This window comes from Pantoea sp. Mb-10 (assembly GCF_021272205.1).
Taxonomy (GTDB): domain Bacteria; phylum Pseudomonadota; class Gammaproteobacteria; order Enterobacterales; family Enterobacteriaceae; genus Pantoea.
Genome location: NZ_JAJSDX010000009.1, coordinates 49,562 through 74,959, shown reverse-complemented (window position 1 = coordinate 74,959; position 25,398 = coordinate 49,562). Strand labels below are relative to the sequence as shown.

General features: G+C 59.3%; 24 protein-coding genes. 11 read left to right on the top strand and 13 right to left on the bottom strand.

Annotated elements, in window-relative coordinates; translation table 11 throughout:
- Positions 1–53: 53 nt before the first annotated feature.
- Genes LU196_RS17775 through LU196_RS17765 form a run of 3 tightly spaced genes read left to right on the top strand, consistent with a single transcriptional unit; the run spans position 54 to position 3,879 of the window.
- Positions 54–1,424, top strand: coding sequence for a sucrose-specific PTS transporter subunit IIBC (locus LU196_RS17775; RefSeq protein WP_232761237.1), 1,371 nt, complete (start codon positions 54–56; stop codon positions 1,422–1,424).
- Positions 1,424–2,833, top strand: coding sequence for a sucrose-6-phosphate hydrolase (locus LU196_RS17770; RefSeq protein WP_232761238.1), 1,410 nt, complete (start codon positions 1,424–1,426; stop codon positions 2,831–2,833). Before LU196_RS17775 ends, LU196_RS17770 begins: the two co-directional genes overlap by 1 nt.
- Before the next feature lie 29 nt (positions 2,834–2,862).
- Entirely contained in the window at positions 2,863–3,879 is a 1,017-nt protein-coding gene (locus tag LU196_RS17765; protein WP_232761239.1) for a substrate-binding domain-containing protein, read from the top strand.
- Here the strand turns inward: LU196_RS17765 and LU196_RS17760 are convergent.
- Together LU196_RS17760 and LU196_RS17755 are read right to left on the bottom strand one after the other, a co-directional pair.
- On the bottom strand, positions 3,876–5,141 hold the full coding sequence (locus LU196_RS17760) for a type II toxin-antitoxin system HipA family toxin (protein WP_232761240.1): 1,266 nt from the start codon (positions 5,139–5,141) through the stop codon (positions 3,876–3,878). The two genes, LU196_RS17765 and LU196_RS17760, sit on opposite strands and share 4 nt — an antisense overlap.
- Complete coding sequence (locus LU196_RS17755; protein WP_232761241.1) at positions 5,131–5,466, bottom strand: helix-turn-helix domain-containing protein; 336 nt, start codon at positions 5,464–5,466, stop codon at positions 5,131–5,133. The genes LU196_RS17760 and LU196_RS17755 overlap by 11 nt, the downstream gene beginning before the upstream one ends.
- 475 nt (positions 5,467–5,941) lie before the next feature.
- Here LU196_RS17755 and LU196_RS17750 point away from each other — a divergent pair, with 475 nt between their 5' ends.
- Both LU196_RS17750 and LU196_RS17745 read left to right on the top strand, forming a co-directional pair.
- Positions 5,942–7,240: an MFS transporter gene (locus LU196_RS17750; protein WP_232761242.1), complete on the top strand. Its 1,299-nt coding sequence runs from the start codon at positions 5,942–5,944 to the stop codon at positions 7,238–7,240.
- Positions 7,241–7,251: 11 nt separating this feature from the next.
- Entirely contained in the window at positions 7,252–8,058 is an 807-nt protein-coding gene (locus tag LU196_RS17745; protein ID WP_232761243.1) for a substrate-binding domain-containing protein, read from the top strand.
- Here LU196_RS17745 and LU196_RS17740 read toward each other — a convergent pair.
- Positions 8,015–8,932: a LysR family transcriptional regulator gene (locus LU196_RS17740; RefSeq protein ID WP_232761244.1), complete on the bottom strand. Its 918-nt coding sequence runs from the start codon at positions 8,930–8,932 to the stop codon at positions 8,015–8,017. The genes LU196_RS17745 and LU196_RS17740 overlap by 44 nt on opposite strands.
- Positions 8,933–9,106: 174 nt before the next feature.
- Positions 9,107–9,262, bottom strand: coding sequence for a DUF2256 domain-containing protein (locus tag LU196_RS17735; protein WP_232761245.1), 156 nt, complete (start codon positions 9,260–9,262; stop codon positions 9,107–9,109).
- Positions 9,263–9,609: 347 nt separating this feature from the next.
- On the opposite strand from LU196_RS17735, the gene LU196_RS17730 reads away from it, so the two are divergent.
- Complete coding sequence (locus LU196_RS17730) at positions 9,610–11,154, top strand: methyl-accepting chemotaxis protein (RefSeq protein ID WP_232761246.1); 1,545 nt, start codon at positions 9,610–9,612, stop codon at positions 11,152–11,154.
- 55 nt (positions 11,155–11,209) lie between these two features.
- On the opposite strand, the gene LU196_RS17725 is transcribed toward LU196_RS17730, so the two are convergent.
- The 6 genes from LU196_RS17725 to LU196_RS17700 all read right to left on the bottom strand — a co-directional run bounded on the left by LU196_RS17725 (position 11,210) and on the right by LU196_RS17700 (position 17,883).
- A complete protein-coding gene (locus tag LU196_RS17725) occupies positions 11,210–12,421 on the bottom strand; it encodes an MFS transporter (RefSeq protein ID WP_232761247.1) in 1,212 nt (403 codons plus the stop codon).
- A 183-nt stretch (positions 12,422–12,604) separates the two neighbouring features.
- Positions 12,605–13,024: a thiol-disulfide oxidoreductase DCC family protein gene (locus tag LU196_RS17720; RefSeq protein ID WP_232761248.1), complete on the bottom strand. Its 420-nt coding sequence runs from the start codon at positions 13,022–13,024 to the stop codon at positions 12,605–12,607.
- Between the two features lie 44 nt (positions 13,025–13,068).
- The gene (locus LU196_RS17715) at positions 13,069–14,172 is read right to left on the bottom strand and encodes an NADH:flavin oxidoreductase/NADH oxidase (protein WP_232761249.1); all 1,104 of its coding nucleotides are present in this window, start codon (positions 14,170–14,172) and stop codon (positions 13,069–13,071) included.
- 16 nt (positions 14,173–14,188) lie between these two features.
- Positions 14,189–15,640 carry a sugar porter family MFS transporter gene (locus LU196_RS17710; RefSeq protein ID WP_232761250.1) on the bottom strand — a complete coding sequence of 484 codons (1,452 nt, stop codon included), beginning with the start codon at positions 15,638–15,640 and terminating at the stop codon, positions 14,189–14,191.
- 241 nt (positions 15,641–15,881) lie between these two features.
- Positions 15,882–16,703 (bottom strand): alpha/beta fold hydrolase, encoded by an 822-nt coding sequence (locus LU196_RS17705; RefSeq protein WP_232761251.1) that lies wholly within the window; start codon positions 16,701–16,703, stop codon positions 15,882–15,884.
- Positions 16,704–16,950: 247 nt separating this feature from the next.
- Entirely contained in the window at positions 16,951–17,883 is a 933-nt protein-coding gene (locus LU196_RS17700; protein WP_232761252.1) for a LysR family transcriptional regulator, read from the bottom strand.
- Between the two features lie 215 nt (positions 17,884–18,098).
- Between LU196_RS17700 and uraH the strand changes: the two genes are divergently transcribed.
- The 5 genes from uraH (at position 18,099) to LU196_RS17675 (ending at position 21,505) form a co-directional block, all read left to right on the top strand.
- On the top strand, positions 18,099–18,512 hold the full coding sequence (gene uraH, locus LU196_RS17695; RefSeq protein ID WP_232761253.1) for a hydroxyisourate hydrolase: 414 nt from the start codon (positions 18,099–18,101) through the stop codon (positions 18,510–18,512).
- 261 nt (positions 18,513–18,773) lie between these two features.
- Positions 18,774–19,259 carry an Hsp20 family protein gene (locus LU196_RS17690; protein ID WP_232761254.1) on the top strand — a complete coding sequence of 162 codons (486 nt, stop codon included), beginning with the start codon at positions 18,774–18,776 and terminating at the stop codon, positions 19,257–19,259.
- A gap of 68 nt (positions 19,260–19,327) precedes the next feature.
- A complete protein-coding gene (locus tag LU196_RS17685; protein ID WP_232761255.1) occupies positions 19,328–19,624 on the top strand; it encodes a hypothetical protein in 297 nt (98 codons plus the stop codon).
- Positions 19,625–19,919: 295 nt separating this feature from the next.
- Positions 19,920–20,933 carry an XdhC family protein gene (locus LU196_RS17680; RefSeq protein ID WP_232761256.1) on the top strand — a complete coding sequence of 338 codons (1,014 nt, stop codon included), beginning with the start codon at positions 19,920–19,922 and terminating at the stop codon, positions 20,931–20,933.
- Entirely contained in the window at positions 20,930–21,505 is a 576-nt protein-coding gene (locus tag LU196_RS17675) for an NTP transferase domain-containing protein (RefSeq protein ID WP_232761257.1), read from the top strand. Before LU196_RS17680 ends, LU196_RS17675 begins: the two co-directional genes overlap by 4 nt.
- A gap of 34 nt (positions 21,506–21,539) precedes the next feature.
- Here LU196_RS17675 and paoC read toward each other — a convergent pair whose 3' ends face one another.
- Genes paoC through paoA form a run of 3 tightly spaced genes read right to left on the bottom strand, consistent with a single transcriptional unit; the run spans position 21,540 to position 25,266 of the window.
- Positions 21,540–23,738, bottom strand: a complete 2,199-nt coding sequence (paoC, locus tag LU196_RS17670) for an aldehyde oxidoreductase molybdenum-binding subunit PaoC (RefSeq protein WP_232761258.1) — start codon at positions 23,736–23,738, stop codon at positions 21,540–21,542.
- Positions 23,735–24,691, bottom strand: a complete 957-nt coding sequence (locus tag LU196_RS17665) for a xanthine dehydrogenase family protein subunit M (RefSeq protein WP_232761259.1) — start codon at positions 24,689–24,691, stop codon at positions 23,735–23,737. The genes paoC and LU196_RS17665 overlap by 4 nt, the downstream gene beginning before the upstream one ends.
- Complete coding sequence (paoA, locus tag LU196_RS17660) at positions 24,688–25,266, bottom strand: aldehyde dehydrogenase iron-sulfur subunit PaoA (RefSeq protein ID WP_232761260.1); 579 nt, start codon at positions 25,264–25,266, stop codon at positions 24,688–24,690. The genes LU196_RS17665 and paoA overlap by 4 nt, the downstream gene beginning before the upstream one ends.
- Positions 25,267–25,398 lie beyond the last annotated feature (132 nt).

The window sequence follows — 25,398 nt, the reverse complement described above, 5'->3', positions numbered from 1 at the left end:
CTGCGGGGGCCGTTAATACATGACAGCGTATAAAAAAAGACAACGAGGATACTATGGATTTTGTTCAGATTGCCCGTTCACTGTTGCCGCTGTTGGGCGGCAAGGAGAACATCGCCAGCGCGGCGCACTGCGCCACACGGCTGCGGCTGGTACTGGTGGACGATGCGAAAGCTGACACCACCGCAATCGGCAAGCTCGACGGCGTCAAAGGCTGTTTTCGCAATGCCGGACAGCTGCAGGTCATTTTTGGCACCGGCGTAGTGAACAAAGTTTACGCCGCGTTCATCGCCGAAGCGGGCATCAGTGAAGCCAGTAAATCGGAAGCGGCGGATATCGCGGCACGCAAGCTGAATCCTTTCCAGCGTATCGCGCGCTTACTGTCAAACATCTTTGTGCCCATCATTCCAGCCATTGTCGCATCGGGTCTGTTGATGGGCCTGTTGGGCATGGTGAAAACGTACGGTTGGGTACAACCGGATAACGCGCTGTATATCATGCTGGATATGTGCAGTTCGGCGGCGTTTATCATTTTGCCGATCCTGATTGGTTTCACCGCCGCGCGCGAATTTGGTGGCAACCCGTTCCTTGGCGCCACGCTGGGCGGCATTCTCACGCATCCGGCGCTAACCAATGCCTGGGGCGTGGCGGCGGGTTTTCATACCATGAACTTTTTCGGTATCGAAGTGGCGATGATCGGCTATCAAGGTACCGTGTTTCCGGTCCTGTTGGCGGTCTGGTTCATGAGCCTGGTGGAAAAACAGCTGCGCCGGGTCATTCCGGATGCGCTGGATCTCATCCTGACGCCGTTCCTGACGGTGATCCTGTCGGGCTTCATTGCCTTATTGATCATTGGTCCGGCAGGCCGCATGCTCGGTGACGGCATCTCGTTTGTGCTCAGTACGCTGATCGCCCATGCCGGCTGGCTGGCAGGGTTGCTGTTTGGCGGCCTCTACTCGGTGATTGTGATCACCGGTGTGCACCACAGCTTTCATGCGATTGAAGCGGGATTGCTGGGCAATCCATCGATTGGCGTCAATTTCCTGCTGCCTATCTGGGCCATGGCCAACGTGGCGCAGGGCGGCGCCTGTCTTGCGGTGTGGTTTAAAACACGCGATGTCAAAATCAAAGCCATTGCGTTACCTTCGGCCTTCTCCGCGCTGCTGGGGATTACCGAGGCGGCGATCTTTGGTATCAATCTGCGCTTTATGAAGCCGTTTGTTGCCGGGCTGGTCGGCGGCGCGCTGGGCGGTGCGTGGGTGGTATCGGTGCATGTTTATATGACCGCAGTGGGATTAACCGGCATCCCCGGCATGGCGATCGTTCAGGCGAGCTCGCTGTTCAATTATGTGATTGGTATGGTTATCGCCTTTAGCGCGGCCTTTGCCGTCTCTTATCTGCTCAAATACAAAACGGACGCTGAATAATGGCTGCCTCCTCGTTATTGCCCACTATTCTCACCGCCGTGATGCGCGGGCAGCCGCGGGCGCTGCGCGATCCGCACTACCCGGCGTGGCATCTTGCGCCCGCCACGGGACTGCTCAACGATCCCAACGGTTTTATCCATCACGGCGGACGTTATCACCTGTTTTATCAATGGAACCCGTTAGGCTGCCAGCATCAGCACAAATGCTGGGGGCACTGGAGTTCTGCCGATCTGCTGCACTGGCAGCACGAACCCCTGGCGCTGATGCCCGAAGAGAGCTACGACCGCAGCGGCTGCTACTCGGGCAGCGCCGTGGACAATGGGGGTGCGCTGACTTTGATCTATACCGGCAACGTGAAGTTTGACGACGGCACGCGCACTGCGTGGCAGTGTCTGGCAGTACAAAATGCCGAAGGCGGGTTTGATAAGCTGGGCCCGGTGATTGCGCTGCCGGAGGGCTACACCGGACACGTGCGCGATCCAAAAGTCTGGCGACACGGCGATCGCTGGTACATGGTGCTGGGCGCGCAGGATCTGCAGCTGCGGGGCAAAGTGCTGCTGTGGCATTCCGACGACCTGCGCCACTGGCAATGCCACGGCGAGATTGCGGGCAGTGAATGCGGCGGCTTGGGCGAAGCGGGCTATATGTGGGAGTGTCCTGATCTGTTCGTGCTGGATGGCACGACATTTCTGATCTGCTGTCCGCAGGGCATCACGCGCGAACCCACGCGCTTCCGCAACGTCCACAGCGTAGGCTGGCTGGCGGGCGAACTGTCGTATCAGACGCACTGCTTTACCCACGGCAGCCTGCACGAGCTTGACGCCGGATTTGAGTTTTACGCGCCGCAAACCACGCTCACGGCCGATGGCCGCCGCCTGCTGGTTGGCTGGATGGGCGTACCGGACGGGGAGGAGATGGCGCAGCCCACCGTGGCGCAAGGTTGGATCCACCAGATGACGTGCCTGCGAGAACTCCACGCGAAGGACGGCAAGCTTTACCAGCAGCCCATTGTGGAACTGCAGGCGCTGCGCAGGGAGGCGCGGCAGTTTCAGGGCCGCGCAGAGGACATCTCTCCCATGGAGGCGCAGCAGTTGGAGTTGACGCTGGCGGGGGCTGGCGGGGTTGCCCTGAATTTTGCCGATACCTTGCTGCTGACGTGGGAAGCCGACGGGCTGCAGCTGGCGCGGCGCAGCCTGCGCAGCGGTGAGTGGGAATACCGCGTGTGGCAGGGCGCTGCGCGGCATCTGCAGATCCTGTGCGATCGCTCCAGCGTGGAGATATTTATCAACCACGGAGAGGGGGTGATGAGCAGCCGCTACTTTCCTCCTCATCCCGCACAATTAACCCTCTCCGGCGATGGAGAAGTCGAGGTGCGCTACTGGTCGTTGCAGCCGTGCATGGTAGAATAAGGCATCGATCCTTTGAATGATGCCTCACCGTGAGAAAAACCAAACGCGTTACCATCAGCGATATCGCGGCCCTGGCCGGGGTGTCTAAAGCCACGGCCAGCCTGGTGCTTAACGGGCGCGGCAAAGAACTGCGCGTCGCAAAAGAGACGCGCGAGCGGGTGCTGAATCTGGCTCGCGAGCACCATTACCAGCCCAGCATTCACGCGCGCCTGCTGCGCGACAACCGCAGCCATACGCTGGGGCTGGTGGTGCCGGAGATCACTAACCACGGCTTCGCGGTTTTTTCCCATGCGCTGGAAAACCTGTGCCGTGAGGCCGGTCTGCAGCTGCTCATCGCCTGCACCGATGAAAACGCCGGACAAGAACGCGTGGTGGTGGACAATCTGGTCGCACGGCAAGTGGATGGTCTGATTGTGGCGTCCAGCATGCTCAACGACAGCGACTACCGTAAACTCAGCGAACAGCTGCCGGTAGTGCTGTTCGACCGTTACATGAGCGAGACTCAGCTACCGCTGGTGCTGACCGATTCAATCACGCCCACCGCCGAGCTGGTCGAGCGCCTGGCGCGCGCCAGCGCAGAGGAGATCTACTTCTTAGGCGGTCAGCCGCGTTTGTCACCCACTAAAGATCGCCTTGAGGGCTTCAAGCAAGGGCTGGCGCGGGCCGATGTTGCGTTGCGCCCCGAGTGGATTGTGCACGGTAATTACCATCCCAGCAGCGGGTATGAGATGTTTGCTGCCCTGTGTGCGCAGCTGGGACGCCCGCCCAAAGCCCTTTTTACCGCAGCCTGCGGATTGCTGGAGGGCGTGCTGCGCTACATGAGCCAGCACCAGCTGCTGACGCGGGATATCCGCATCGCCAGTTTTGACGATCACTATCTTTACGACTCGCTTTCCGTGGCCATCGATACCGTGGCGCAGGATGTGCCGCGCCTGGCGCAGGAGTGCTTTTCGCTGGTCACCGCCATGATTGCCGGCGAGGAGCCTGCGCACCCGCAGACGGTGCTGCCGGCCACGCTGCGTTTGCGCGCCGGCAGCGTGCGTTAAAGTGCGCGCATCGCGGTCTGGATCGCCGCCTGCGTGTCCGCGATCACCGCTTTCGGCAAGGCATCGCCCAGCGCGCGCGCTGTGGTGGCGAAGCTGTTGGCTGCCTCACACACGTCGTCGATCAGCGCATTAATACGCTTTTCGCTGATATCGGCCGCTTTTGCGACGCTTATCAGGGCGGCACGTGGGATATGATGGCCGTAACCCGCCACCGACGTTTGATGCTGGCCGCCTGGCCCGTATTGGAAGGTCAGGTCATAGGCCGGGGAAACCTGCCATGTTTGTTGATCGTTCAACATAAACGCAAAGTTCTTGGCGTGATCGTCCTGGTTATGCATGACAACGTTGAACACCATGCGGCGCGCCTGCGCCTCGCGCGCCACGGCTGAGCGGGTCACCATGGCGGTTGCCTGTAAGATGTCGGTGTAGTCGAGACAGGGCAGGCGAAAATCGGCCTGCAGCGCGCCCGCCATGCTTAAAATGGGCACCCGCACGTCCTGCTGCCGATCAAAACGCTGTACGCCAAAGGCCGACAGGCCTTGACCGAGATCGAACCAGCGGCTGGGCGGAAAATCGATGCCGGCCTGACGCGCGACGCGCGCATAAACCTCTTCCAGCGCGCAGACCCAAGGGGCTTCCTGCGCGGCCGGAAATTTTATCAGCCAGGGCTCGCTGCCTGCAAAGGGCGCGGAACTTACGCGTCCGGTTTTCGCATCAAACGCCAGCAGCACTTTTGGCCGCGCGCCGTGCGGCGAGCCGCCCAGCCTGACCAACTCCGGCAGCACGTCGGAATCCTGTCCCGCCACTTCGGTTTCAATTTCGCGCGCCAGCCTGATGAGATCATCCATCTTACTGCGCTGCGCTGCGTTATCGGATAGCGCGATCGCGGGGCGATAGGTCAGCGCGCCCATGGTATTGCTGCCTAGCATGGCCAGGCGATCCAGCGGCGAGAGGCGGGCCGGTTCAATGCCATTACGCCGCAGCAGCCGATCCATCAGCAGGCGTCCCCAGCCGTCCGGTAGCGAGTCGGCAATAAAGCCGGGGATGCCCTCCTGATGGCGCTCGAAGTTGCGATAGGTAACAGGCGCAAGCGGCTGCAGCAGCGGTGAAAACGCAATGCCCTTGTCGAGGCTTTGCGCAGAATACTCAAACAGCCATTCGCCGCGCCGCTGACCCGCGCCCAGGATGCCGAGCGGCCACTGCTCGCCCCAGCCTTGATAGAGCACCTCAAGCCGCTGCAGTGGGACATAATCAGTTTTCATCGCGGTCTGCCTTTTTTACCTGTGGTCGACGTTTTGCTGCCCGCTGGCGCGGGGGGCGCTGCAAGGCTTCGACTTGAGCAATGCTCATGGCGGGCAGAAGAAATAGCTCACGCATCTCATGTTCCAGCCGCAGCGCAAAGACCACCTTCATAAAGCTCTCGAGCGTTACCTGGCCGTCGTGTTCCAGCTTCTTCAGCGCCGATACCGAAATACCCGCCTGTTCTGCCAGCTCTTTCTGCAGCAGATTGCGCCGCAGTCGCTGTGCACGCAAGCGCTGTCCCAGTTCGGCCAGTAACGAAGAAGCAGAATAAAGGTTAAGGGTCACTTTAAAGGCTCCTAAAACAATTAAAAGCATTTAAAAGTCTGTAAAAGCACTCTTATAGGGGAAAGAGTGCGCGGTTGTCTCAGGTTGATTATAGGGTTTTTAAAAAAACTCTAAAACAGTTAATTGGCACTTAATGGTTTTTTAAAGAGACCTTAATGAAATAACGAAAAGGGATCTCACTCTCTCCCCGTGGAGTATCGGCATGTAAACGGTACGGTTTGCCGTCCAGGCGCAAAAAGCGGCCATGAGGTGGGTCACAAAACAGAAGAGACCTTTTTAGTCAGTGCACGTCGCCAGGCGTGAACGGAGCAATGTTAAATCCCTGTAAAAAAACGTCATATTGTTGGAGTTAGCGTAATTGATGCGCCAAACACATCAGTCTATGACTTTATTGCGCTTACTAACGGCCCGCATCTGATCCAGTCTGCCACAACAGACGCAACCATAAAGCGTTGATAACACTCTGGAGATACAGATGCACGCTTCTACCTCACCCATGAACACCCGGTCACGTATCGGCGCTATTCTGCGCGTGACCTCAGGCAATTTTCTGGAACAGTTCGATTTTTTCCTGTTTGGTTTTTACGCAACGTATATTGCGCATACATTCTTTCCAGCCAGCAGCGAATTTGCTTCGCTAATGATGACCTTCGCTGTATTTGGCGCAGGCTTCCTGATGCGCCCGATCGGGGCCATTGTGCTCGGGGCGTACATTGACAAAGTTGGACGCCGTAAAGGGCTTATTGTCACGCTATCGATTATGGCAACAGGCACCTTTTTGATTGTGTTGATTCCGTCGTATCAGGCGATTGGACTGTGGGCACCGCTGCTGGTGCTGGTGGGGCGTTTGCTGCAGGGCTTCTCGGCCGGTGCGGAATTGGGTGGCGTCTCGGTTTATTTGGCTGAAATTGCCACGCCGGGCCGCAAGGGCTTTTACACCAGCTGGCAGTCAGGCAGCCAGCAGGTGGCCATTATGGTGGCCGCGGCGATGGGCTTTGCCCTGAATGCTGCACTGGAGCAGAGCCAAATCAGCGACTGGGGATGGCGCATTCCGTTCCTGTTTGGCTGCCTGATTGTGCCGTTTATTTTCGTGTTGCGCCGTAAGCTGGAAGAGACGCAGGAGTTCAGCGCGCGCCGTCATCATCTGGCGATGGGCGACGTGTTCAAAACGCTGGTGAAAAACTGGCCGGTGGTGATCGCCGGCATGCTGATGGTCGCCATGACCACCACCGCCTTTTATCTGATTACCGTCTATGCACCGACCTTCGGCAAGAAAGTACTGATGCTAAGCGCTTCAGATAGCCTGCTGGTGACGCTGCTGGTGGCGATCTCCAACTTTATCTGGCTGCCCATTGGCGGTGCATTATCCGATCGCTTCGGGCGCAAAGCCGTACTGGTCGCCATGACGCTGTTGGCACTGGCAACCGCCTATCCGGCGCTGACGATGCTGGCCAATGCGCCGAGCTTCTCAATGATGCTCACCGTGCTGTTATGGCTCTCCTTCATGTATGGCCTTTATAACGGGGCGATGATCCCGGCGCTGACGGAAATCATGCCGGCTGAGGTACGCGTTGCGGGCTTCTCGCTGGCCTACAGCCTGGCCACGGCGCTATTCGGTGGTTTCACGCCAGTGATCTCCACAGCACTGATCGAATACACGGGTGACAAGGCGTCACCGGGTTACTGGATGAGCTTCGCCGCGCTTTGCGCGCTGGTCGCCACCCTGTATCTCTATCGCCGCCGCGCCTTAACGCTGCAAACCGCACAACAATAAGGATGAACACGATGCGCAAATTTTCCTCTTCGCTGCTCGCCACGCTGGTGTTGGCTTCACTGAGCGGTACCGCCGCGGCCGATGATGTGACGGTGATGATTTCGGGCGGCTTCAAAGCGGCGCTGGAAAAGCTGGCCCCGGACTATGAGAAAGCGAGCGGTCACCATCTGGTGATTGTGCCGGGGCCTTCTATGGGCAAAACGCCGCAGGCGATCCCCAACCGGCTCGCGCGTGGTGAAAAAGCGGATGTGGTGATCATGGTCGGTGATGCGCTGAGCGATCTGGAGCACGCAAAGCGGACGCTCACGGGATCGCGCGTTGAATTGGCGGATTCCCCGATTGGCGTGGTGGTGAAAAAAGGGGCGTCGGTGCCAGACATTAAAACCGACGCGGCGCTGCGCGCAACGCTGCTGCAGGCACCGTCTGTCGCCTATTCCGACAGCGCCAGCGGGCGCTACGTCAGCACCACGCTGTTTAAAAAGCTGGGTATCGATAATCAAATGCAGACCAAAGCCCGGATGGTGGAGCGTATCCCGGTGGCGTCTGAGGTCGCAAAAGGTACCTATGCGCTGGGCTTGCAGCAGGTAAGCGAGCTGCTGCCGGTATCGGGCGTCACCTTTGTTGGCGAGCTGCCGGATAACGTGCAGTACATTACCCGCTTTGCAGGGGCCGTTACGGCCAATGCAGCGCACCCGCAGGCAGGTAAAGCGCTGCTGACTTTCCTTGCCTCACCGCAGGCACAAAAAGTGGTTACGGCCACGGGGATGCACAGCGTTAAGGCTTCGGCGACAGCGAAGCCGACGGATACTGTTCAGTAATCAACGTTTCCAGCTCTGCCGCCACGTAGGATTGGATACGACCGCGGCGGCGTATCAGCCCCACTGAGCGTTTGACCACCGGATCGGTCAGCGGCACCTGCGTCAGTAACGCGTGGCCTGAGGCCGGGAGCGACATCGCGGGCACGGCGGCAATGCCGATGCCCGCTTCCACCATCCCCAGCAGTGTCGTGACGTGGCGGGTTTCGCAAATGCTCGGACGGGCGGGCGTAAGGTGGCCCAGGGCTTGATCAAGCAGCGTGCGGTTGCCGGATACCTTATCCAGACCTATATACTCCTGTTCGAAAAACGTTCCCCAGCGCAGATGCGATCGCCGCGCAAGCGGATGATCATGGCGGCAGACAGCGACATACACATCTTCTTCCAGCGGCGTAAACATCACCGTGGCAGGAAGATTTCGGGAAAAACAGATGCCAAAGTCCGCCTGACCGCTGCTCACCGCCTCTATAACATTGCCGACGCTGCTGTCGATAAGTTTGATGCGCACGCGTGGATAACGAGCGCGGAACCGACGAATCACATCGGGCATAAAATAGTACGCTGCCGACGGAACAGTCGCGACGGTCACCAGGCCGGTGCGCTCCTGGCTTATCTGATTCACATCCGCCAGCACCGCTTCCACGTTGGCGAGCAGTTGCTCCGATCGCTCAGCGAAACTCTGCCCAAACAGTGTTAAGGTCACGCGACGGGTGGTGCGATCGAACAGCCGGGTGCCCAGCGCCGTTTCCAGCTTTTCGATGCGGCGGCTCAGGGCCGACTGTGACAGGCAAATGGACTCGGCCGCGAGACGAAAATTGCCATACTCCATCAGTGCGCGAAACGCATACAGGTCATTGAGATCAAAATTCACGGGCATAAAAGCGAACGTCCTTTCTGGCGGGATCGCGATGAAAACACCCAATAAGGGCTGACATGGCGTCACCTTACTGGTTTTACCCCATTGGCCCACGCGTCCCTACTGCTTGATGTGAGTGAGATCACATAAGTAGGCGGCGCGCTGGGAAGAAACCGCACGTCAGACTATCGGTCTTTATGCTTTACGGCGGTGTTTTGCCTCACGTCGACAGCGTTCCGAACAATACTGCACTTCATCCCAGCATTTTTCCCACTTTTTACGCCAGCTCATGGGTTGTTCGCACTGTTTGCAGTAGCGCACGGGAAGCGCCGCTTTGTTGCCTTTAAACATTTACTGGTTCTCCTCGGCTGAAGGCCTTTTGACAGTCCCTTTTACGCAACATGAAAGAATAACGCGCGGTGTAAATAACGTTAAATCGTCTGCGTGCTCGTTATTTTAAAGCGTGTAAGTAAAAATAGGCAGTGGAATCGCATACGTTAAAAGAGGTTATTTAAATTTACCCTTTATAGCCGTGAGCGCAGCATGAAATAGTTTTGATGGCTTAGCTTATAATACGAAATTGTCAAAGTGAGTGGGCGTTTTTTTTATTATTTAAATTTTGGCGTGAAATGATTTTTATGCTGGATTTCTTTCTCGTCTAACCGATAACTCCTTTTTAACCAGGAGAAACCAAAATAATGAAAATATCGACCCGCTTGGCTCTTAGTTTTGGAACGCTCATTGTGCTTTTTATCATTTGTATCGCTGTTGCATACAGCGGGCTGGTAAATTCACGTAGCGAGCTGGAAAAAACCGTTAATATTAATATGCGTAAATATCAGCTAGGGATGGGACTTTACAGTGGCCTGCGAGATATGGGTATCGCCGTACGGAATATTGCGCTGCTCACCGAACCTGAAGAAATGAAACCCGAACAGACGCGGGTTGAGCAGCAGAAAACACTGTTTCAGGAAAATTTGAATAAGTTGGCTGCGATTCAGTCCGTACACGCAACAGAAAAAGGGCAGGCCGCGTTCGATAAGGTGGTTGCGCTCGAAGTCGATGTACTAAACGCATTAAGCAGTGCTGCTCAGCTAGGGTTGCAAAACAAACAGCAGGAAACCATTCACTATTTGATGCACACGGTCAGGCCACGCCAGGCGCAGCTGCTCGCGGCGCTGAAAGATATGACCACGGCTCAGCTTGAGGAGAGCGAGGCGGCGGTGGAAAACACCGGCAATTATGTGAGTCGGTTGATGACGATACTGGCGATACTGGGAGCGCTGACGGTGATCGTGTCGATCGCGGCAGCCAGCCTGATTATTCGTAGTTTGATGAAGCAGCTGGGCGGCGAGCCTGCGCAGGCACAGGCGGTGACCGCGGCAATTGCCGCGGGCGATCTCACTACCGCCGTGCAGCTACGTCCGGGGGACAACAGTAGCCTGTTGGCCTCGCTGGTGACCATGCAGGGCGATTTGCGTCAGCTGGTGATCACCATTAAAGAGAGCGCTGCGTCGGTTGCCATGGCCTCCGATGAGATCGCCGAAGGCAACACCGAGCTCTCATCACGCACAGAGGAGCAGGCGGCTGCGCTGCAGGAAACCGCCGCCAGCATGGAGCAGCTCACCGCCACCGTGAAAAGCAATACCCTCAGCGCGCAAACCACAGCCAGCAGTGCACGCGACGCTGCCGAACTGGCGCAGCACGGCGAAGCGGATGTACAGCGCATGACGGCCACCATGAATGATATTTCGCTGAGCGCCACCAAGGTGCGCGACATCACCGGTGTGATCGAGAGCATCGCATTCCAGACCAATATTCTGGCGCTCAACGCGGCAGTGGAAGCGGCGCGCGCGGGGGAAGGGGGGCGCGGCTTTGCGGTGGTCGCGGGCGAGGTCAGAACGCTGGCGCAGCGCAGCGCCACCGCAGCGAAAGAGATCAAAGAGCTGATTGAACAGGCTGTTGAACAGGTCCATAGCGGCGTTGATGTCGCCGCCGGCACCGGAAAGAGCATTCTGAAAGTGGTCAGTATGGTCGGCGAATTGGCATCAGCCATGGATGAGATCTCGCTGGCGTCGTCAGAGCAGATGCAGGGCATTTCACAGGTCAGCATCGCGGTTAGCCAGATGGACGGCGTCACCCAGAGCAACGCTGCGCTGGTGGAGGAGTCGTCGTCGGCTTCGCAATCGCTGGCAGGGCAGGCGCACGCCCTGCGCGGTATGGTCGAAGCCTTTAAAGTCTAACCGCCAACGCTGCAAATGGGCGGTGCAGCCTGCAACGCCCATTTGCTTCCTGTGCCTAACGCGGTGCTTCAGCGGGCTTGCCAGCGGTGAAACGGCTGCCTGCCCACCAAATCGCCAGCGCACTCAGGGCAATACATCCCAATACCGCAAAGGCAATGCTGTAAGACCAGGTAGAGGCGATGCTGCCCGCCAGCGCCGGGCTCATCGACGCCCCAATACCCTGCATCACCATGATCATTCCTTGACCGGCGTTGGTGTGTCCGCTGCCGGAGAGAATTTTGACAATGTAGGCCGGTACAGCGACACCCAGTAAACCCGCTGCCAGACCATCTAAAATCTGAATAGGGATCATGGCATACGCATCTGAGTAGGCAGAGGCAATGGCGGCGCGCACCGGCAAGATCAGCAGCGCGGCGGTGATAAGCCAGCCATAGCCTACTTTTTCCGCGCGTGCGGCGGCAAAAAGCGCAACCGGGATCATCACCAGCTGCGAAATGACCACGGTGGCGGCGGCGTAGACACCCGCAGTGGAAGCCCCGCTGTGCGAGGCAGCCACGCGCATGCTCAGCATGGGCAGCAGCGCGGCGTTGCTGAGGTGAAACAGCAGCAGCGTCAGGCCAATAATGAGGATCGCTGGATTGCGCGCGATCAGCGACAGCCGCGGCATCGCCATCGCGCCTTTATCATCGCCAAGGCCGCGCGCCAATCGGTGATCGATATCTGCCGGACGGATTGCCGTCACCGCCAGCGCAGCAAAAAGTGCCATGACCGTCATCAGCACAAAAACCGCGCCCGTACCCCAATACCAAAAAGCGAAGCCGGCAATGATTGCCGCGAACATGTTACCGCCGTGGTTGAACGCTTCGTTAATCCCCATCTGATGGCTGAATTTTTTCGGGCCGGTGAGACCCAGCGTAATCCCGGTTAGGACCGGACCAATCAGCGCCGCCGCCATGCCGGTCATCACCTGCGATGAGACGGCGATCCCGGTCTGCGGAAAGAACCACAGCATCAACGTGGCTGTGGTGATCACCAGCGATCCCACCATCAGCAGCAAACGTTTATGCGTGGTCGCATCGGTAATTAATCCGGCGGGGATGGTGGCAACCAAGCCGGCCAAGCCGCCCGCCGTCATCACCCAGCCAATGGTGTCGGCTTGCCAGTGATGCTGTGTGAGAAAAATCCCTAAAAAGGGGCCCAATCCATCCCGTACATCCGCCATAAAAAAATTAACCAGGCACAGCGCCTGAAGCGACCGCAGCGTCATAACGTCCTCATGAAGTAGTTAACTTATTCCCGCTGCGGTTAAGCATGGCATGACAGGGCATAATTGCCTGCTTAGTCATGCGTAAACCTGACCCGCCGCGCGGTTAGCCTTACGGAACAAGGCTAACCGCAACGGAAAATGGTGTAAATAAGTGTAAGGTCCGTCAGCAAATGGGCGATGAGATCAGAGAAAGCGGTCAGGATAGTCCGCCTCGAGCGGATGCACGCAGTCGTACTGGCCGAACAGCCGGTAACGGTTCCGGGCAATAAGATCGTACATTTTGGTGGTTAGGCGGTCGGGCAGCAGGCGCAACACCGCGAACGCGCGCCACGGCCACGGCATGTGGGCCATGGCGCGACAAACCGCCTGCGCCCGCAGCCAATGGCCATTGCTGTTGATCAACACGAGAGTGTGAAGCGTTTCACCGGGCAAGCCGACAGCGCGCAGCAGCGCCTGGCCTTTTTCACTCTGAATGGCGGCAAAGCGAATACGCGGCGACAGGGAGCGCCGCAGTAAAAAACGCACCCATGCGTTACACAACTTGCAAACGCCGTCATAGAGGATCACGTGCTCACCTGCATGCATGAAGGGGAGTGAAGCCATAAGGGGCCTCCGAAGAAGGTGCGGTTGCCCGCACCGGAACGGGATTATGACGATGAGTCGGTGAGCGTGCCTTTCAGGCCGTGGGGTTCGGAACGTAAATATTGCGCGGGGGCATGCGCCTGCTCGTTTAACGCCGCCGCCGCGTGCCACGGCCAGCGCGGGTCATACAGCATGGCGCGCGCCAGGGCAATGAAATCGGCGTCGCCCTGCGTGAGCGCCGCTTCGGCCTGATGCGCATCGGTGATCAGGCCTACGCCGATCACCGGGATAGTGATCTGCGCACGGATATGCTTCGCAAACGGCAGCTGGTAGCCCGGCCCTACGCTGATCTGCTGGTCAGGAGACAGTCCGCCACTGGAGACGTGAATGTAAGCACACCCCCGCGTTTCTAACTGCTGGCTGAACACCACCGATTGCGCTTCGTCCCAGCCGCCGTCCACCCAGTCAGTGGCCGAGAGGCGGACACCTACCGGGATCGCGTCGGGTACCGCTTCCCGTACCGCCTCGAAGATTTCCAGCGGCAGGCGCATCCGGTTTTCCAGCGATCCGCCGTAGTTGTCCTGACGCTGATTGCTGAGCGGAGAGAGGAATTGATGCAGCAGATACCCGTGGGCTGCGTGCAATTCGATCAGCTCAAAGCCCAACCGCACGGCGCGCTCGGCGCTGGCGACAAACGCGGCTTTGAGCTGTTCCAGCGCCGCCGCATCCAGCATGACGGGTGGCTGTTCACCTGGCGCATAGGCCAGCGGCGAGGGGGCGACGGTTTGCCAGCCGCCAGCGCTTAACGGCAGCTGTTCGCCGCCCTGCCAGGGCGCACTGCAGGACGCTTTGCGCCCCGCATGTCCCAGCTGAATGCCAAGTCGAATGGGCGACCAGGCGCGAATATCGTCTACCACCGTTTTAAGCGCGGCTTCGTTATCGGCATTCCACAATCCCAGATCGCCCGGCGAGATGCGGCCGCGCGGCTCAACCGCTGTGGCTTCGAGGATCAGTAAGCCCGCGCCAGAGAGCGCCAGATGGCCAAGATGAATGCGATGCCAGCTGCTGGCGCAGCCTTCCGCTGCGGAGTATTGGCACATTGGGGCAATCACAATGCGGTTTTCCAGCTTCAGTTCGCCCAGTTGCGATGGGCTAAACAGATGACTCATTATGACCTCACGTGTTTTAGTGATGGGGGGCTTCGACCTGGCTGTCGCGCGTGTCACCAAAGCGCTGGCGCATATGATCTTCGATCTGCTCCAGCGACTTGCCCCGTGTTTCAGGCAAGACAACGATGACAAACGCCAATGAAGCGACGTTGATCGCTGCGAAAATAAAGAACGCGCTATTGCCAACCATAGACAGCAGTGGCGGAAAGGCAAACGCCACGGCGGCATTACACAGCCACTGAAACGATACGGCGGAGCCGGTGAGGACGCCGCGCACTTTCATTGGAAACAGCTCCGACATCATCAGCCAATAAACCGGTGAAATGCACATTTGCATGAAGAAGAGAAACACCAAAATGCAACTCAGCGCCAGCAGGCTCTGCGTCAGCGTCTGCGGCAGCAGCATCAGGGTAGCGCCCAGCGCAATCTGCATCGCGATCACCACCAGCAGGCCTGCCATCAGCATATGGCGCCGATCAAAATGGTTGATCGCCTTAATGCCAGCAAAGGTGGCCAGTACCGACACCACGCCGTTACCGATGGTGGCGGCAATGGCGGCGCTGGTGCCGAGCCCGGTATTTTTCAAAATCACGGGCGTGTAGTACATGAAGGCGTTCACGCCGGTGAACTGCAGCACAATGCCCATGCTGGCGCCGACCAGCAGCAGACGAACCACCCATTTTTCCTGCAACAGCGCGCGTGCTGAGGGCCCCTGCTGCTGCGCCCGGGCATGCTGACGCATCTCGGCCATCTCTTTTTTGACCTCCTGCGGGTTTTCCCGCAGCTTGCGCAAAATACGCAACGCTTCCCGGACGCGCCCCTCTGATACCATCCAGTGCGGTGACGCGGGCACAAAAAACGTGCCAATAAACAGCAGTATGCCCGGCACCATCGCCAACGCGAGCATATACCGCCACATATGGCCGTCATGCAGCAGCACGCTCATGGCCGCGCTCACCACGTAAGCCAGCAGCTGTCCGGAGACGATCATTAACTCATTGCGACTCACCAGCGGCGCGCGCTTTTTGGGTCCAGCGATTTCGGCAATAAATACCGGCACCGTTGAGGAGCCGCCACCCACCGCGATCCCGAGGATAAAGCGCATGACTACCATCGTAGCGATATCGGGCGCCAGCGCGGTACCCAGCGCCCCGGCAACAAACAGCAGGGCAAGGCTGCGCAGCGTGATGCGGCGACCGAAACGGTCGGAGACGTAGCCGCTAATAAAGGCGCCTATCGCCGAACCAAAGGTGAGGGACGCGGTAACGAGTCCTTCGGTAAACGGTGTGAGATTGAGTCCGCCCTCGCGAGCCGAGAGCTTCATGTAAGGCAAGGCTCCGGAAATAATGCCGGTATCGTAGCCGTAGGCCAGTGCGCCCATGGTGGCGACCAGTACGACGAAAAACAGGCGCTGCTGCACGCTCAGCGTTGTGTTCTGCGTTTCATGTTCTTGAGACGGGTGTGGCATGTCGTCATCCCTGTGTAATAAAAAAACGCAGCAGGCTGCGTAAAGTGAGAAATCAGTATAGAAAGGGATTTTAAAGTGTGATCTGCGTCACATGAATGTTGAGGTTAAGTTATTGATGTAAAATAAGATATTTTAACGCTTCGCTTTATGGCGCCAAGAGGCGGTTCGCGGCACTACGCTTTCCACGCCGTAAACACCAAGACCGGCGGGCAGCCGGTCTTGGGCGTTCTGAAGGGCGCCGTCAGAGGCGATGAAGAAACGCCAGCAGATCGGCGTTTAACCGATCGCTGTGCGTTACCGCAAAGCCGTGCGGCGCGTTGTCATAGACCTTGAGTTCTGCCTCGCGGATCATCTCTGCCGCCCGTTTCCCCGTGGTGTCGAACGGCACAATTTGATCGTTGCTGCCGTGGATCACCAGCGTTGGGACGTCAATCTTTGCCATGTCAGGGCGGAAATCGGTGCTGGAAAACGCAGTGACGCACGCCAGCGTCCCTTTGAGGGACGCCAGCAGCGCCATATTCAGGGTCTGCGTTAAAACGCCTTGGGAAACCGTCTGCCCGGCATTGATGCCGTAAAACGGCGTGGCGAAATCGCTGATAAACTGGGCGCGATCTTTCAATAACCCTGCCTGAATATTGTCGAACACACTGCGCTCTACGCCCTCCGGAAAGTCATCCTTTTTCCCCAAAAGAGGCGTGACGGCGCCGAGCAGCACCAGCCCCCTCACGCGATCGGTGCCGTAATTATGGAGATAGCGTGTAACGTCTCCGCCCCCCATGGAGAAGCCCACCAGCGTGACGTCCTGCAGATCGAGGTGGGCGATCAGGTCATGAATGTCGGCGGCAAACGTGTCGTAGTCATACCCGCGCCACGGCTGGTCGGAGCGGCCAAAGCCGCGACGGTCAAAGGCTATGGCACGGTAGCCGTTTTCAGCCAAAAAGTTGAGCTGGCTGTCCCACATGTCGGCATCCAGCGGCCAACCGTGACTGAATAACACCGGCTGTCCGTGCCCCCAATCTTTGTAGTAAATCTGTGTACCGTCAGCAGTTACGATCGTACTCATGATGTTTTCCTTGCGCAGTTGATGAAAAAGCGTGATTCACGCGCCGTTTGATCACCGCCAACAGGCGGTAGGTGGGCGTGTTGAACAAGGTAAAGCGGCATGGCCTTTCACGTTATTCTGAGTGTAGCGTTCATGCGAACGGTGAGGCGCGGTTAAGACACGATCGCAGCGGTTTCTGGCACACGCGCCCGCAGCATCCTCGCGCAGGGTGCAGGCGCGCCGTTACGTCACGCCGGGTGAACGGTCATCATTTTTCAGCGTCCATGGGCGTAAGGGGCAGGCTAGCGGTAATGGCGGTGAGCAGCTGGCGGAGCCGCCGGTGCAGCTCCCGAACAGCGGGTGAGAATTGTTTGCGGTGCGGGCACACCAGGTGCAGCGGCGCCGCCTCGCCGGGCTGCGTTGGCAGCAGGATTTCCAGGCGACCGGCGTGTACGTCGGCGCTGACGTCAATCCAGGATTTATAGGCAATTCCCATACCTGCCACCGCCCAGCGGCGCACCAGATCGGCGTCATCACACACCATCCTGCTGTTGACCATCAGCTGCCGTACGCGGTCCGCCTGGGGAAATGCCCACTTATCGTAAACCTGATCGTTGAGGCTATACAGCAGGCAGGCGTGCTGCCGCAGATCATCCAGCTGAGCCGGCGTGCCGTGACGCTGTAAATACGCCGGGGCGGCAACCAGCACGCGGCGATTGTCTTCCGCCAGCGGCAGCGCCACATAGCGGCTGTTTTCAAGGGCACCGTAGCGAATCGCCACATCCACCGGATCGCGAAACACGTCGCTTAGCCGATCGGATAGCGCAACACGCAGTGAAATCTTCGGGTACTGCTCACAAAAATCGGTCAGCACGGGCAGGATCACATTGCGCCCTATGTCTGACGGGATCGCCATTTTTAGCTCGCCTTGCATTGCGTCACCGGTGGCCTGAAGCTGCGCGGTGCCGGCCTGCAGCAGCGCGAGCATCTCCTGCGCGTAAGGCAGCCAGGTTTCGCCTTCTGCCGTCAAACGCAGGCTGCGCGTTGAGCGGGCAAACAGGCGGCGATTCAAATCACGCTCCAGGCGACCGACCGCCGCGCTGACCTGGCCCGGAAGAATATCCGCCTCACGCGCGGCACGAGAAAAACTGCCCAGCGCGGCCGCGCGCACAAACAGCGTCACATCTTCAAGACGAATCATGTCCACTCCCGCGGCGATGTCGGTTTTTTTATTCAGGAGGATCAGCGGCCAGTTTTAGCAGAAAGCGCGCGGTAACACTAGCCACCGCGCGGCAGTGCTTTCCAAATCGCAAGCAGACAGGTCTCGGAAATTTCAGAGATTTTTACAGAAACAGCGCACCGGAGAAGAGAGCGCCTAAGATTGCGTCATCCCTCACGTAAACAACGGAGAAACTAATGAAAATTGCCTCTTCTGTGCTGGCTCTGCTGGCCATCGCGACGGCCACAACCGCTTACGCGGCACCCGTGAAAAACCCGCTCAGCGTGCACGTACTCAATCTGCAAACGGGCGTGCCAACGGCGGGCATTACGGTCGAACTCGATCAGCAACAGAATGACAAATGGACCAAGCTGGCAACCGGCGTGACTGACAGCAATGGCCGTATCAGCGCGCTCTACCCGGCAGACAAGCCGGTCGTGTCGGGCAGCTATCGCGTGGTGTTCAAGACTGGCGACTATTATGCGCGCACCGGTGAAAAAACCTTTTTCCCGCAGATTCCCGTCGAGTTCACCCTCGAGAAATCTGGCGACCATTACCACATTCCGCTGCTGCTTAGCCCGTTTGGTTATTCAACCTATCGCGGCAACTGATGTTGCGCGCAGCAAGCACCCTCGTTTGTGCCCGCCCGTCCGACATGGCCGGTCGGGCGCATGACTGAGCGCGAGCAGCCTGGCACTCGGATAACGCGAAAAGGCGCTGCGGCAACCCGCTGACGGCGCCACGCAAGGAGCACGATAAAAAAATATCAACGCGGCTTGAAACAGAAAAAATTGAAATTATATTTGTAAGCGCGCAGAAAAAACTGCGGCGATGAGCTTTTGAATGTTTGATTAATTCAGGAGGTTATCACCATGAAATTAAATACGTTTCCCCTCGTTTCCTCACTTGCCGACAATGTGCTGTCCGATCGTATCAGCCGTATCGATCGCTTGTTCAGCCAACTTACGGGCGATGTCCCGGTTTCAGCTACCCCTTCTTACGATCTCAAACAACTGGATGACGAACACTACGCGCTGACCGTGAGCGTTCCTGGCTGGCAGGAGCACGAACTGGAAGTCGAAGTGGCGGGCGGCCGGCTCTCTGTCAGTGGACGAAAAGCGCACAGCGACAGCGAGACGGAACAGGCATCCGGCGGCTGGATCCATCGCGGCATTGTACGATCTGACTTCCATCTCAGCTACAGCGTGCCCGAGCATATGCAGGTCACGCAGGCCCGGCTGCAGGATGGGCTGCTGCGCGTAGATTTGCGCCTGGAGGTGCCCGAGAGCGAAAAACCCCGTCGTATCCCGATCGCGCATCAAACGACCGAGGCGATTGAGCATCAACAAGCTGGATAATGCGTCCCCGTACAAAGAGAGGCCCCTAAGCCTCTCTTTGCACTGTGTTGAACATGAAGGAGGTCACGATGTCTGCTGTTACGGTTTCTTCCTTATCCCTTCTTACGCCGTCCCTGACGGCGGAGACGGTGATGAAGGCCACGCTAAATCTGCCGGGCTCCACCGTGAACATCCGCTGGCAGCGAGTGCCGGGCGGCGTGATGCCCGAGGTGGTCGTGCGCTTCAACAGTGTGAAAGGGGGGCAGAGCAGCTTGCGCTACCATTTGCCGCCCGATTCGCCCGAGCGCACGGAGCGGCGCATCCGGTTACTATTACGGCTGCTTCAGCAGCAGCTCACGCCCCCGCGCGTGTCGCTGGCTGCCTGAGTCGGTACGCATGACGTTTATGCCACCAAGAGGAGGGCTTATGTTCACCGCACTTTGGGTCAATGCCTCGTTTGCGGCCACGGTGCCGGCGCTCACAGCCGAGTTACTGCGCAATATTGATCGCTAGGCCGGCCCCCCGCATGGCGCGCGTTGACCCCGTTTGTCTGGAGCGCACTGCGGGGGCTTCCTCCGACGGTATCATCCTGCGCTGGCGCGTCAGGCTGTACTACACTCACTTGCTGACGCTCAGGGATTGTCCTGAAACCGCCGCTTCCCTTTTTCTGCAGGAGATCCGATGCACAATCTGGATTTGCAGGTGCTCAATGCCGGGCGCCAGTGGTTACACGCGCACACCGTCTGGCTTTGCACCGTTATCAGCACCTTCGGATCATCGCCGCGACCGCCGGGCGCCATGATGGTGATCCGCGCAGACGGTCGCTACAGCGGCTCGCTGTCCGGTGGCTGCGTGGAAGAAAGTTTTATCGAACGCATCCAGGCCCAGGCGTTTACTGCACCCAGCCAGCTTATCCGCTACGGCGAAGGCGGCTACGCGCCTGACCAGGCGCTGCCCTGCGGCGGAAGCTTGTTGATTCTGGTGGAGAAGCTACCGCCAGATGCGCAGAGTCAGGCCTATTTGACGACGCTGATTGACGCCTTTACACAGGCTACCGCGCTGGTCAAGCGCGTCACCCTGCCTGAGGCCTGCACGTCTCTGACACCGGTTGGCTACAGCGGAAAGACGCTGACCGAAGTCTGCGGGAATGCCATTACGTTGACGCTGGCCACGCCGCCGCGATTAATCGTGTGCGGTCTCTCCAGCGTGGCCGTATTTTGCGCCAACTTTGCCCTGACGTTAGGTTTTGAAACGCTGGTGTGTGAGCATCGACCCGACGCGCGCCTGACGCTTGCGCCTGGGCTCAGCGAGGGTATCACCTTACTGGAAGTCTTTCCGGCCCGCTATTTAGAGGAGCACGGTTGTCACGCAGGCACGGCTATTCTGTCGCTGACCCACGACCCGCGCATTGACGATTTAACCATGATGGAGGCCGTGCATCTGCCCGCGTTTTACCTCGGCGCGATGGGATCGGTACGCAATAGCCAGAAACGCCGCGAGCGTCTGGTGGCTTTTGGTGACGTCACGCCCGCGCAACTGCAGCGTATTCATGCGCCGGTGGGGCTGGCGATCGGCAGCAAAACCCCGGCGGAGATCGCCCTGTCGATCATGGCAGATATCGTGCGCCATAAAAATGGCATGGTGAGCGGCTCAGAGGCGGGCGCCGTCGCCGTGCCCTGCGCGGGCTTGGCATGAAACACGCTATCCTGATCATGGCCGCCGGTCTGAGCGAGCGCTATCGTCACTGCGGTCAGGGCCACAAGCTGACCGCGCTGCTTTGGGGCAAGCCAATACTGCAACACACGCTAGCACGCGCCGTCGCCACCGGTCTTGATGTGTTTGTGATGACACGTCCCGAGGACCACACCATTCACGCTCTGCTGCCGCCGCCCTGCATCTTGACCTGCACCAGCGGCGGCTTGGGTGATTCCATCGCCGCTGCCGTTGGGGCGGTGCCGGACTATGATGGTTGGCTTATTGCGTTAGGTGACATGCCGCTGATTGCGCCTGCCAGTTACCTTGCGGTCAGCGAAGCGCTGCGCTCCGCGCCCATGGCGCGCGCCGTGGTCGATGGCGAACCGGCCCATCCGGTGGGATTTGATCGATCCTACTTTTTGCCGCTGCGCGCCTTACGCGGGGACACCGGCGCACGGGCCCTGCTGCACACGTCTGCGTTGCGCCGCGTCGACCTGCACGACAGCGGCTGTCGGTGGGATGTAGACACCCCAGACGATCTGCGGACCATTGCGGCGCTAACGCGAGAATAAGCGGCGCCGCTATGGCAGACGGCGCCACTCAGGCTCAGGCCGTTTCCGGTAGTCCGGCCAGCAGTTTATCCAGCGTTACCGGATAGTCTCTGATGCGCACACCCGTGGCGTTGTAAATGGCATTCACAATCGCCGCACCCACGCCGCACAGTCCTAACTCGCCCACGCCTTTGGCCTTCATCGGCGAGGAGATTGGGTCGGTGTCATCCAGGAAAATGACCTCCTGGCGCGGTACGTCGGCGTGCACCGGTACTTCATACGTCGCCATGTCGTGATTGACGAAAAAGCCGCGCTCGGTGTCAACCGCCAGTTCCTCCATCAGCGCACCGCCTAGTCCCATCGTCATGGCGCCGATCACCTGGCTGCGTGCTGTTTTCGGATTGAGGATGCGCCCTGCCGCACAGACCGCCAGCATGCGGCGCACCCGGACTTCACCCGTGGCGATATCTACCGCGACCTCGGCGAAATGCCCGGCAAAGGTAGACTGCTGATAGCGTTCATCCAGATCGCCAAACGCGATGGTGTCTTCGGCAACCAGCGGCCCGTTGACGACGGCGTCGGTGAGCGGACGGCTAAGCCCTGCGGCGCGAACCTCGCCATCAACAAACTCGGCGTCAGCCGCATTCATGCCGAGCGCCTGCGCTACCTGTTCGCGCAGTTTCACGCACGCCGCGTACACGCCAGCGGTGGAGGTGTTCGCCCCCCATTGACCGCCGGATCCTGCGGACACCGGGAAGTCAGAGTCACCTAAGCGAACGCGGACCTGCTCCAGCGGCACGCCCAGCATCTCCGCCGCCGTTTGCGCAATGATGGTATAGCTGCCGGTGCCGATGTCGGTCATGTCTGTTTCGACCGTCACGGTGCCCGACGCATCCAGCCTTACGCGCGCGCCGGAGGGCGAGAGCAGGTTATTACGGAAACCGGCGGCCATCCCCATGCCCACTAACCAGCGCCCGTCTCTGACCTGCGCGGGTTGCGCCTGCCGCTGCTGCCAGCCAAACGCTTCGCTGCCAGTACGCAGACATTCCACCAGCTGCCGTCGTGAGAAGGGGCGTTGCGGGTCGGCAGGATCGACCTGCGTGTCATTCAGAATGCGAAACGCCACCGGATCCATGCCCACTTTCTCGGCGATTTCATCCATGGCGATCTCCAGCGCCATCAGGCCGGGCGCTTCCCCCGGCGCACGCATCGCGTTGCCCTCGGGGAGATCCAATGTTGCAAGGCGCAGTCCGGTAAGACGGTTGGCGCCCGCATAGAGCAGCTCCGTTTGCTGCACCGCGGTCTCCGGTGTGCCGCCAGGCAGATTACCCGACCAACTCAGGTGCGAGATAGCGGTGATATGGCCTTCGGTGTCGGTTCCGATACGGATATGCTGACGCGTTGCCGGGCGGTGCGTGGTGTTATTGGGGATCATTGGGCGCGGCAGCATCACTTTCACGGGTTTTTTCACGACGCGCGCACCGAGTGCGGCCAGCAGGGCATCACTGCGCAGGAACAGTTTGCCGCCAAATCCACCGCCGATATAGGACGAGATCAAGCGAACTTTTTCCGGCGGAATATTCAGCGTTTTTGCCAGGTCGTTGCGGCCCCAGTTGATCATCTGATTAGATGTCCACACTGTCAGTGCGTCCTCCTGCCACAGGGCGGTGGACGCATGCGGCTCCATGGCCATATGGCTCTGATCGGGGGTCGTGTAGATCGCATCCAGCGTCACGCTGGCTGCGCGCAGCGCCTGCTCAACATCACCGACTGCTTTGTCCGGCGTGTCTTCCGGTGCCTGAGTCACGGTCGGTTGCGCTTCAGCGAGGTCATACGCGCCCGGTTCGCTCTCGCAGCGCACCGTCACCCGCTGAGCCGCCGCGCGCGCCTGCTCAAAGGTTTCGGCTACCACCAGCGCCACGGCCTGATGGTAATGCTCGATGTGGTATTCCGCCAGCAAGCGGGCGGTGTTCATGTCGCCGATTTCCAGCTTGCCTGCATTAACGGCGGTGATCACGGCGAGCACGCCCGGCGCGCTTGCAGCGGCGTCGATTTCCACCGCGATAAGTTTGCCTTTTGCGATCGGGCTCATCACCGGGTAGCCATAGACGGCGTCGGGCGCTTCACGATGGCGTTCATACGCGTAAGGCGCGCTGCCAGTGGTTTTTAGCGGCCCATCGATGCGGTCGCGCGGTTGACCGACGTAACGCTGGCGGTCAATGGGATTGGAACCCGCGGGTTTATCGAACTTCATGGTGTGGCTCTCCCTTCTGCCAGGACGGAGGCGAGCGTACGCTTCGTCAGCACGAGCTTAAATGCGTTGCGTTCGGTGGGATCCGCGTCGTGGAACAGGGCATCAAACACCGGCCCTGAGCCTTGCGCCATTGCCTCATCTGCGGCCTCGCGCCGCCAGGGCTGATGCGCCACGCCGCCCAAGGCAACGCGACCAGTGCCGTCAGGCTGCACCACGGCGGCCACCGAAATCAGTGCAAAGGCATAAGAGGCGCGATCGCGCACCTTGCGGTAGATATGCGTGCCACCTAACGGCGGTGGCAGCACCACCGCGATGATAAATTCGCCCGCTTCCAGCACCGTTTCCAGATGCGGCGTATCACCGGGCACACGATAAAATTCGGCGAGGGGGATCGCCCGTTCGCTGCCATCCGGCCGCACGGTTTCTACCGTGGCGTCCAGCAGCCGCATCGCGACGGCCATGTCGCTGGGGTGGGTGGCGATGCAGTGTTCGCTGGCTGCCACCACCGCCAGCTGGCGGCTGTAGCCGTCACGTGCTGCACAGCCGCTGCCGGGTGTGCGCTTGTTGCAGGGCTGGTGGGTATCATAAAAATACGGGCAGCGGGTGCGCTGCAGCAGATTCCCGGCCGTCGTGGCCTGGTTGCGCAGCTGACCTGACGCCCCCGCGAGAAGCGCCCGCGACAGCACCGCGTAGTCACGCCGCACGCGCATGTCCGCAGCCAGATCGGTGTTACGCACCAGCGCGCCGATGCGCAGGCCGCCGTCCGGCGTGGTTTCAACGGCGTCCAGCGCCAGGCCGTTTACGTCGATAAGGTGCAGCGGCGTTTCGATCTCCAGCTTCATTAAATCCAGCAGATTGGTGCCGCCGGCGATAAATTTCGCGCCGGGCGTTTGCTGGGCGCAACGGGCCGCTTCCTGCGGCGAGCCGGCTTTCTCATAAGTGAAGGCTTTCACGATGTCTGGCCTCCCGCATAGTCTTCAATGGCGTCCAGGATGTTGGCGTAAGCGCCGCAGCGGCAGATGTTGCCGCTCATGCGCTCGCGGATCTCCTCCGGCGAAAGGGCTGGCGCCGCCAGCAAATCTCCCGAGACGTGGCTGGGAATGCCCGCTTTGATCTCCGCTAACACCGCCAGCGAAGAACAAACTTGACCCGGCGTACAGTAACCGCACTGATAGCCGTCGTGCTTAATAAACGCGGCCTGCAGCGGATGCAGATCCTCCGGCGTGCCTACGCCCTCAATGGTGGTGATCTCTACCCCGTCCTGCATCACCGCAAGGGTCAGGCAGGCATTGACGCGGCGGCCATTGACCATCACGGTACAGGCCCCGCACTGGCCGTGGTCACAGCCTTTTTTGGTGCCGGTCAAATGCAGATGCTCACGCAGCGCGTCCAGCAGCGTGGTGCGGCTGTCAACGTGAAGGCTGTGCGCCTGGCCGTTGACGTTGAGCGTCACCGGCAGGGTGTGCGGTGCTGATTCAGGCGGCTTTTCAGCATCCTGCAACATAGGGGTGTCATGTGGGGTGCTCATACCCGCCTCCAGATCAAAAAGAGGGTGCCTGCGCACCCCAGGTTATCGTTGTTTTAGGAAACATTAAGCATAGACGGCGTAGGGGTAATTGGGAGGCGGTTCAGGATTTGGCTGAGAACACCTGATGGCCGA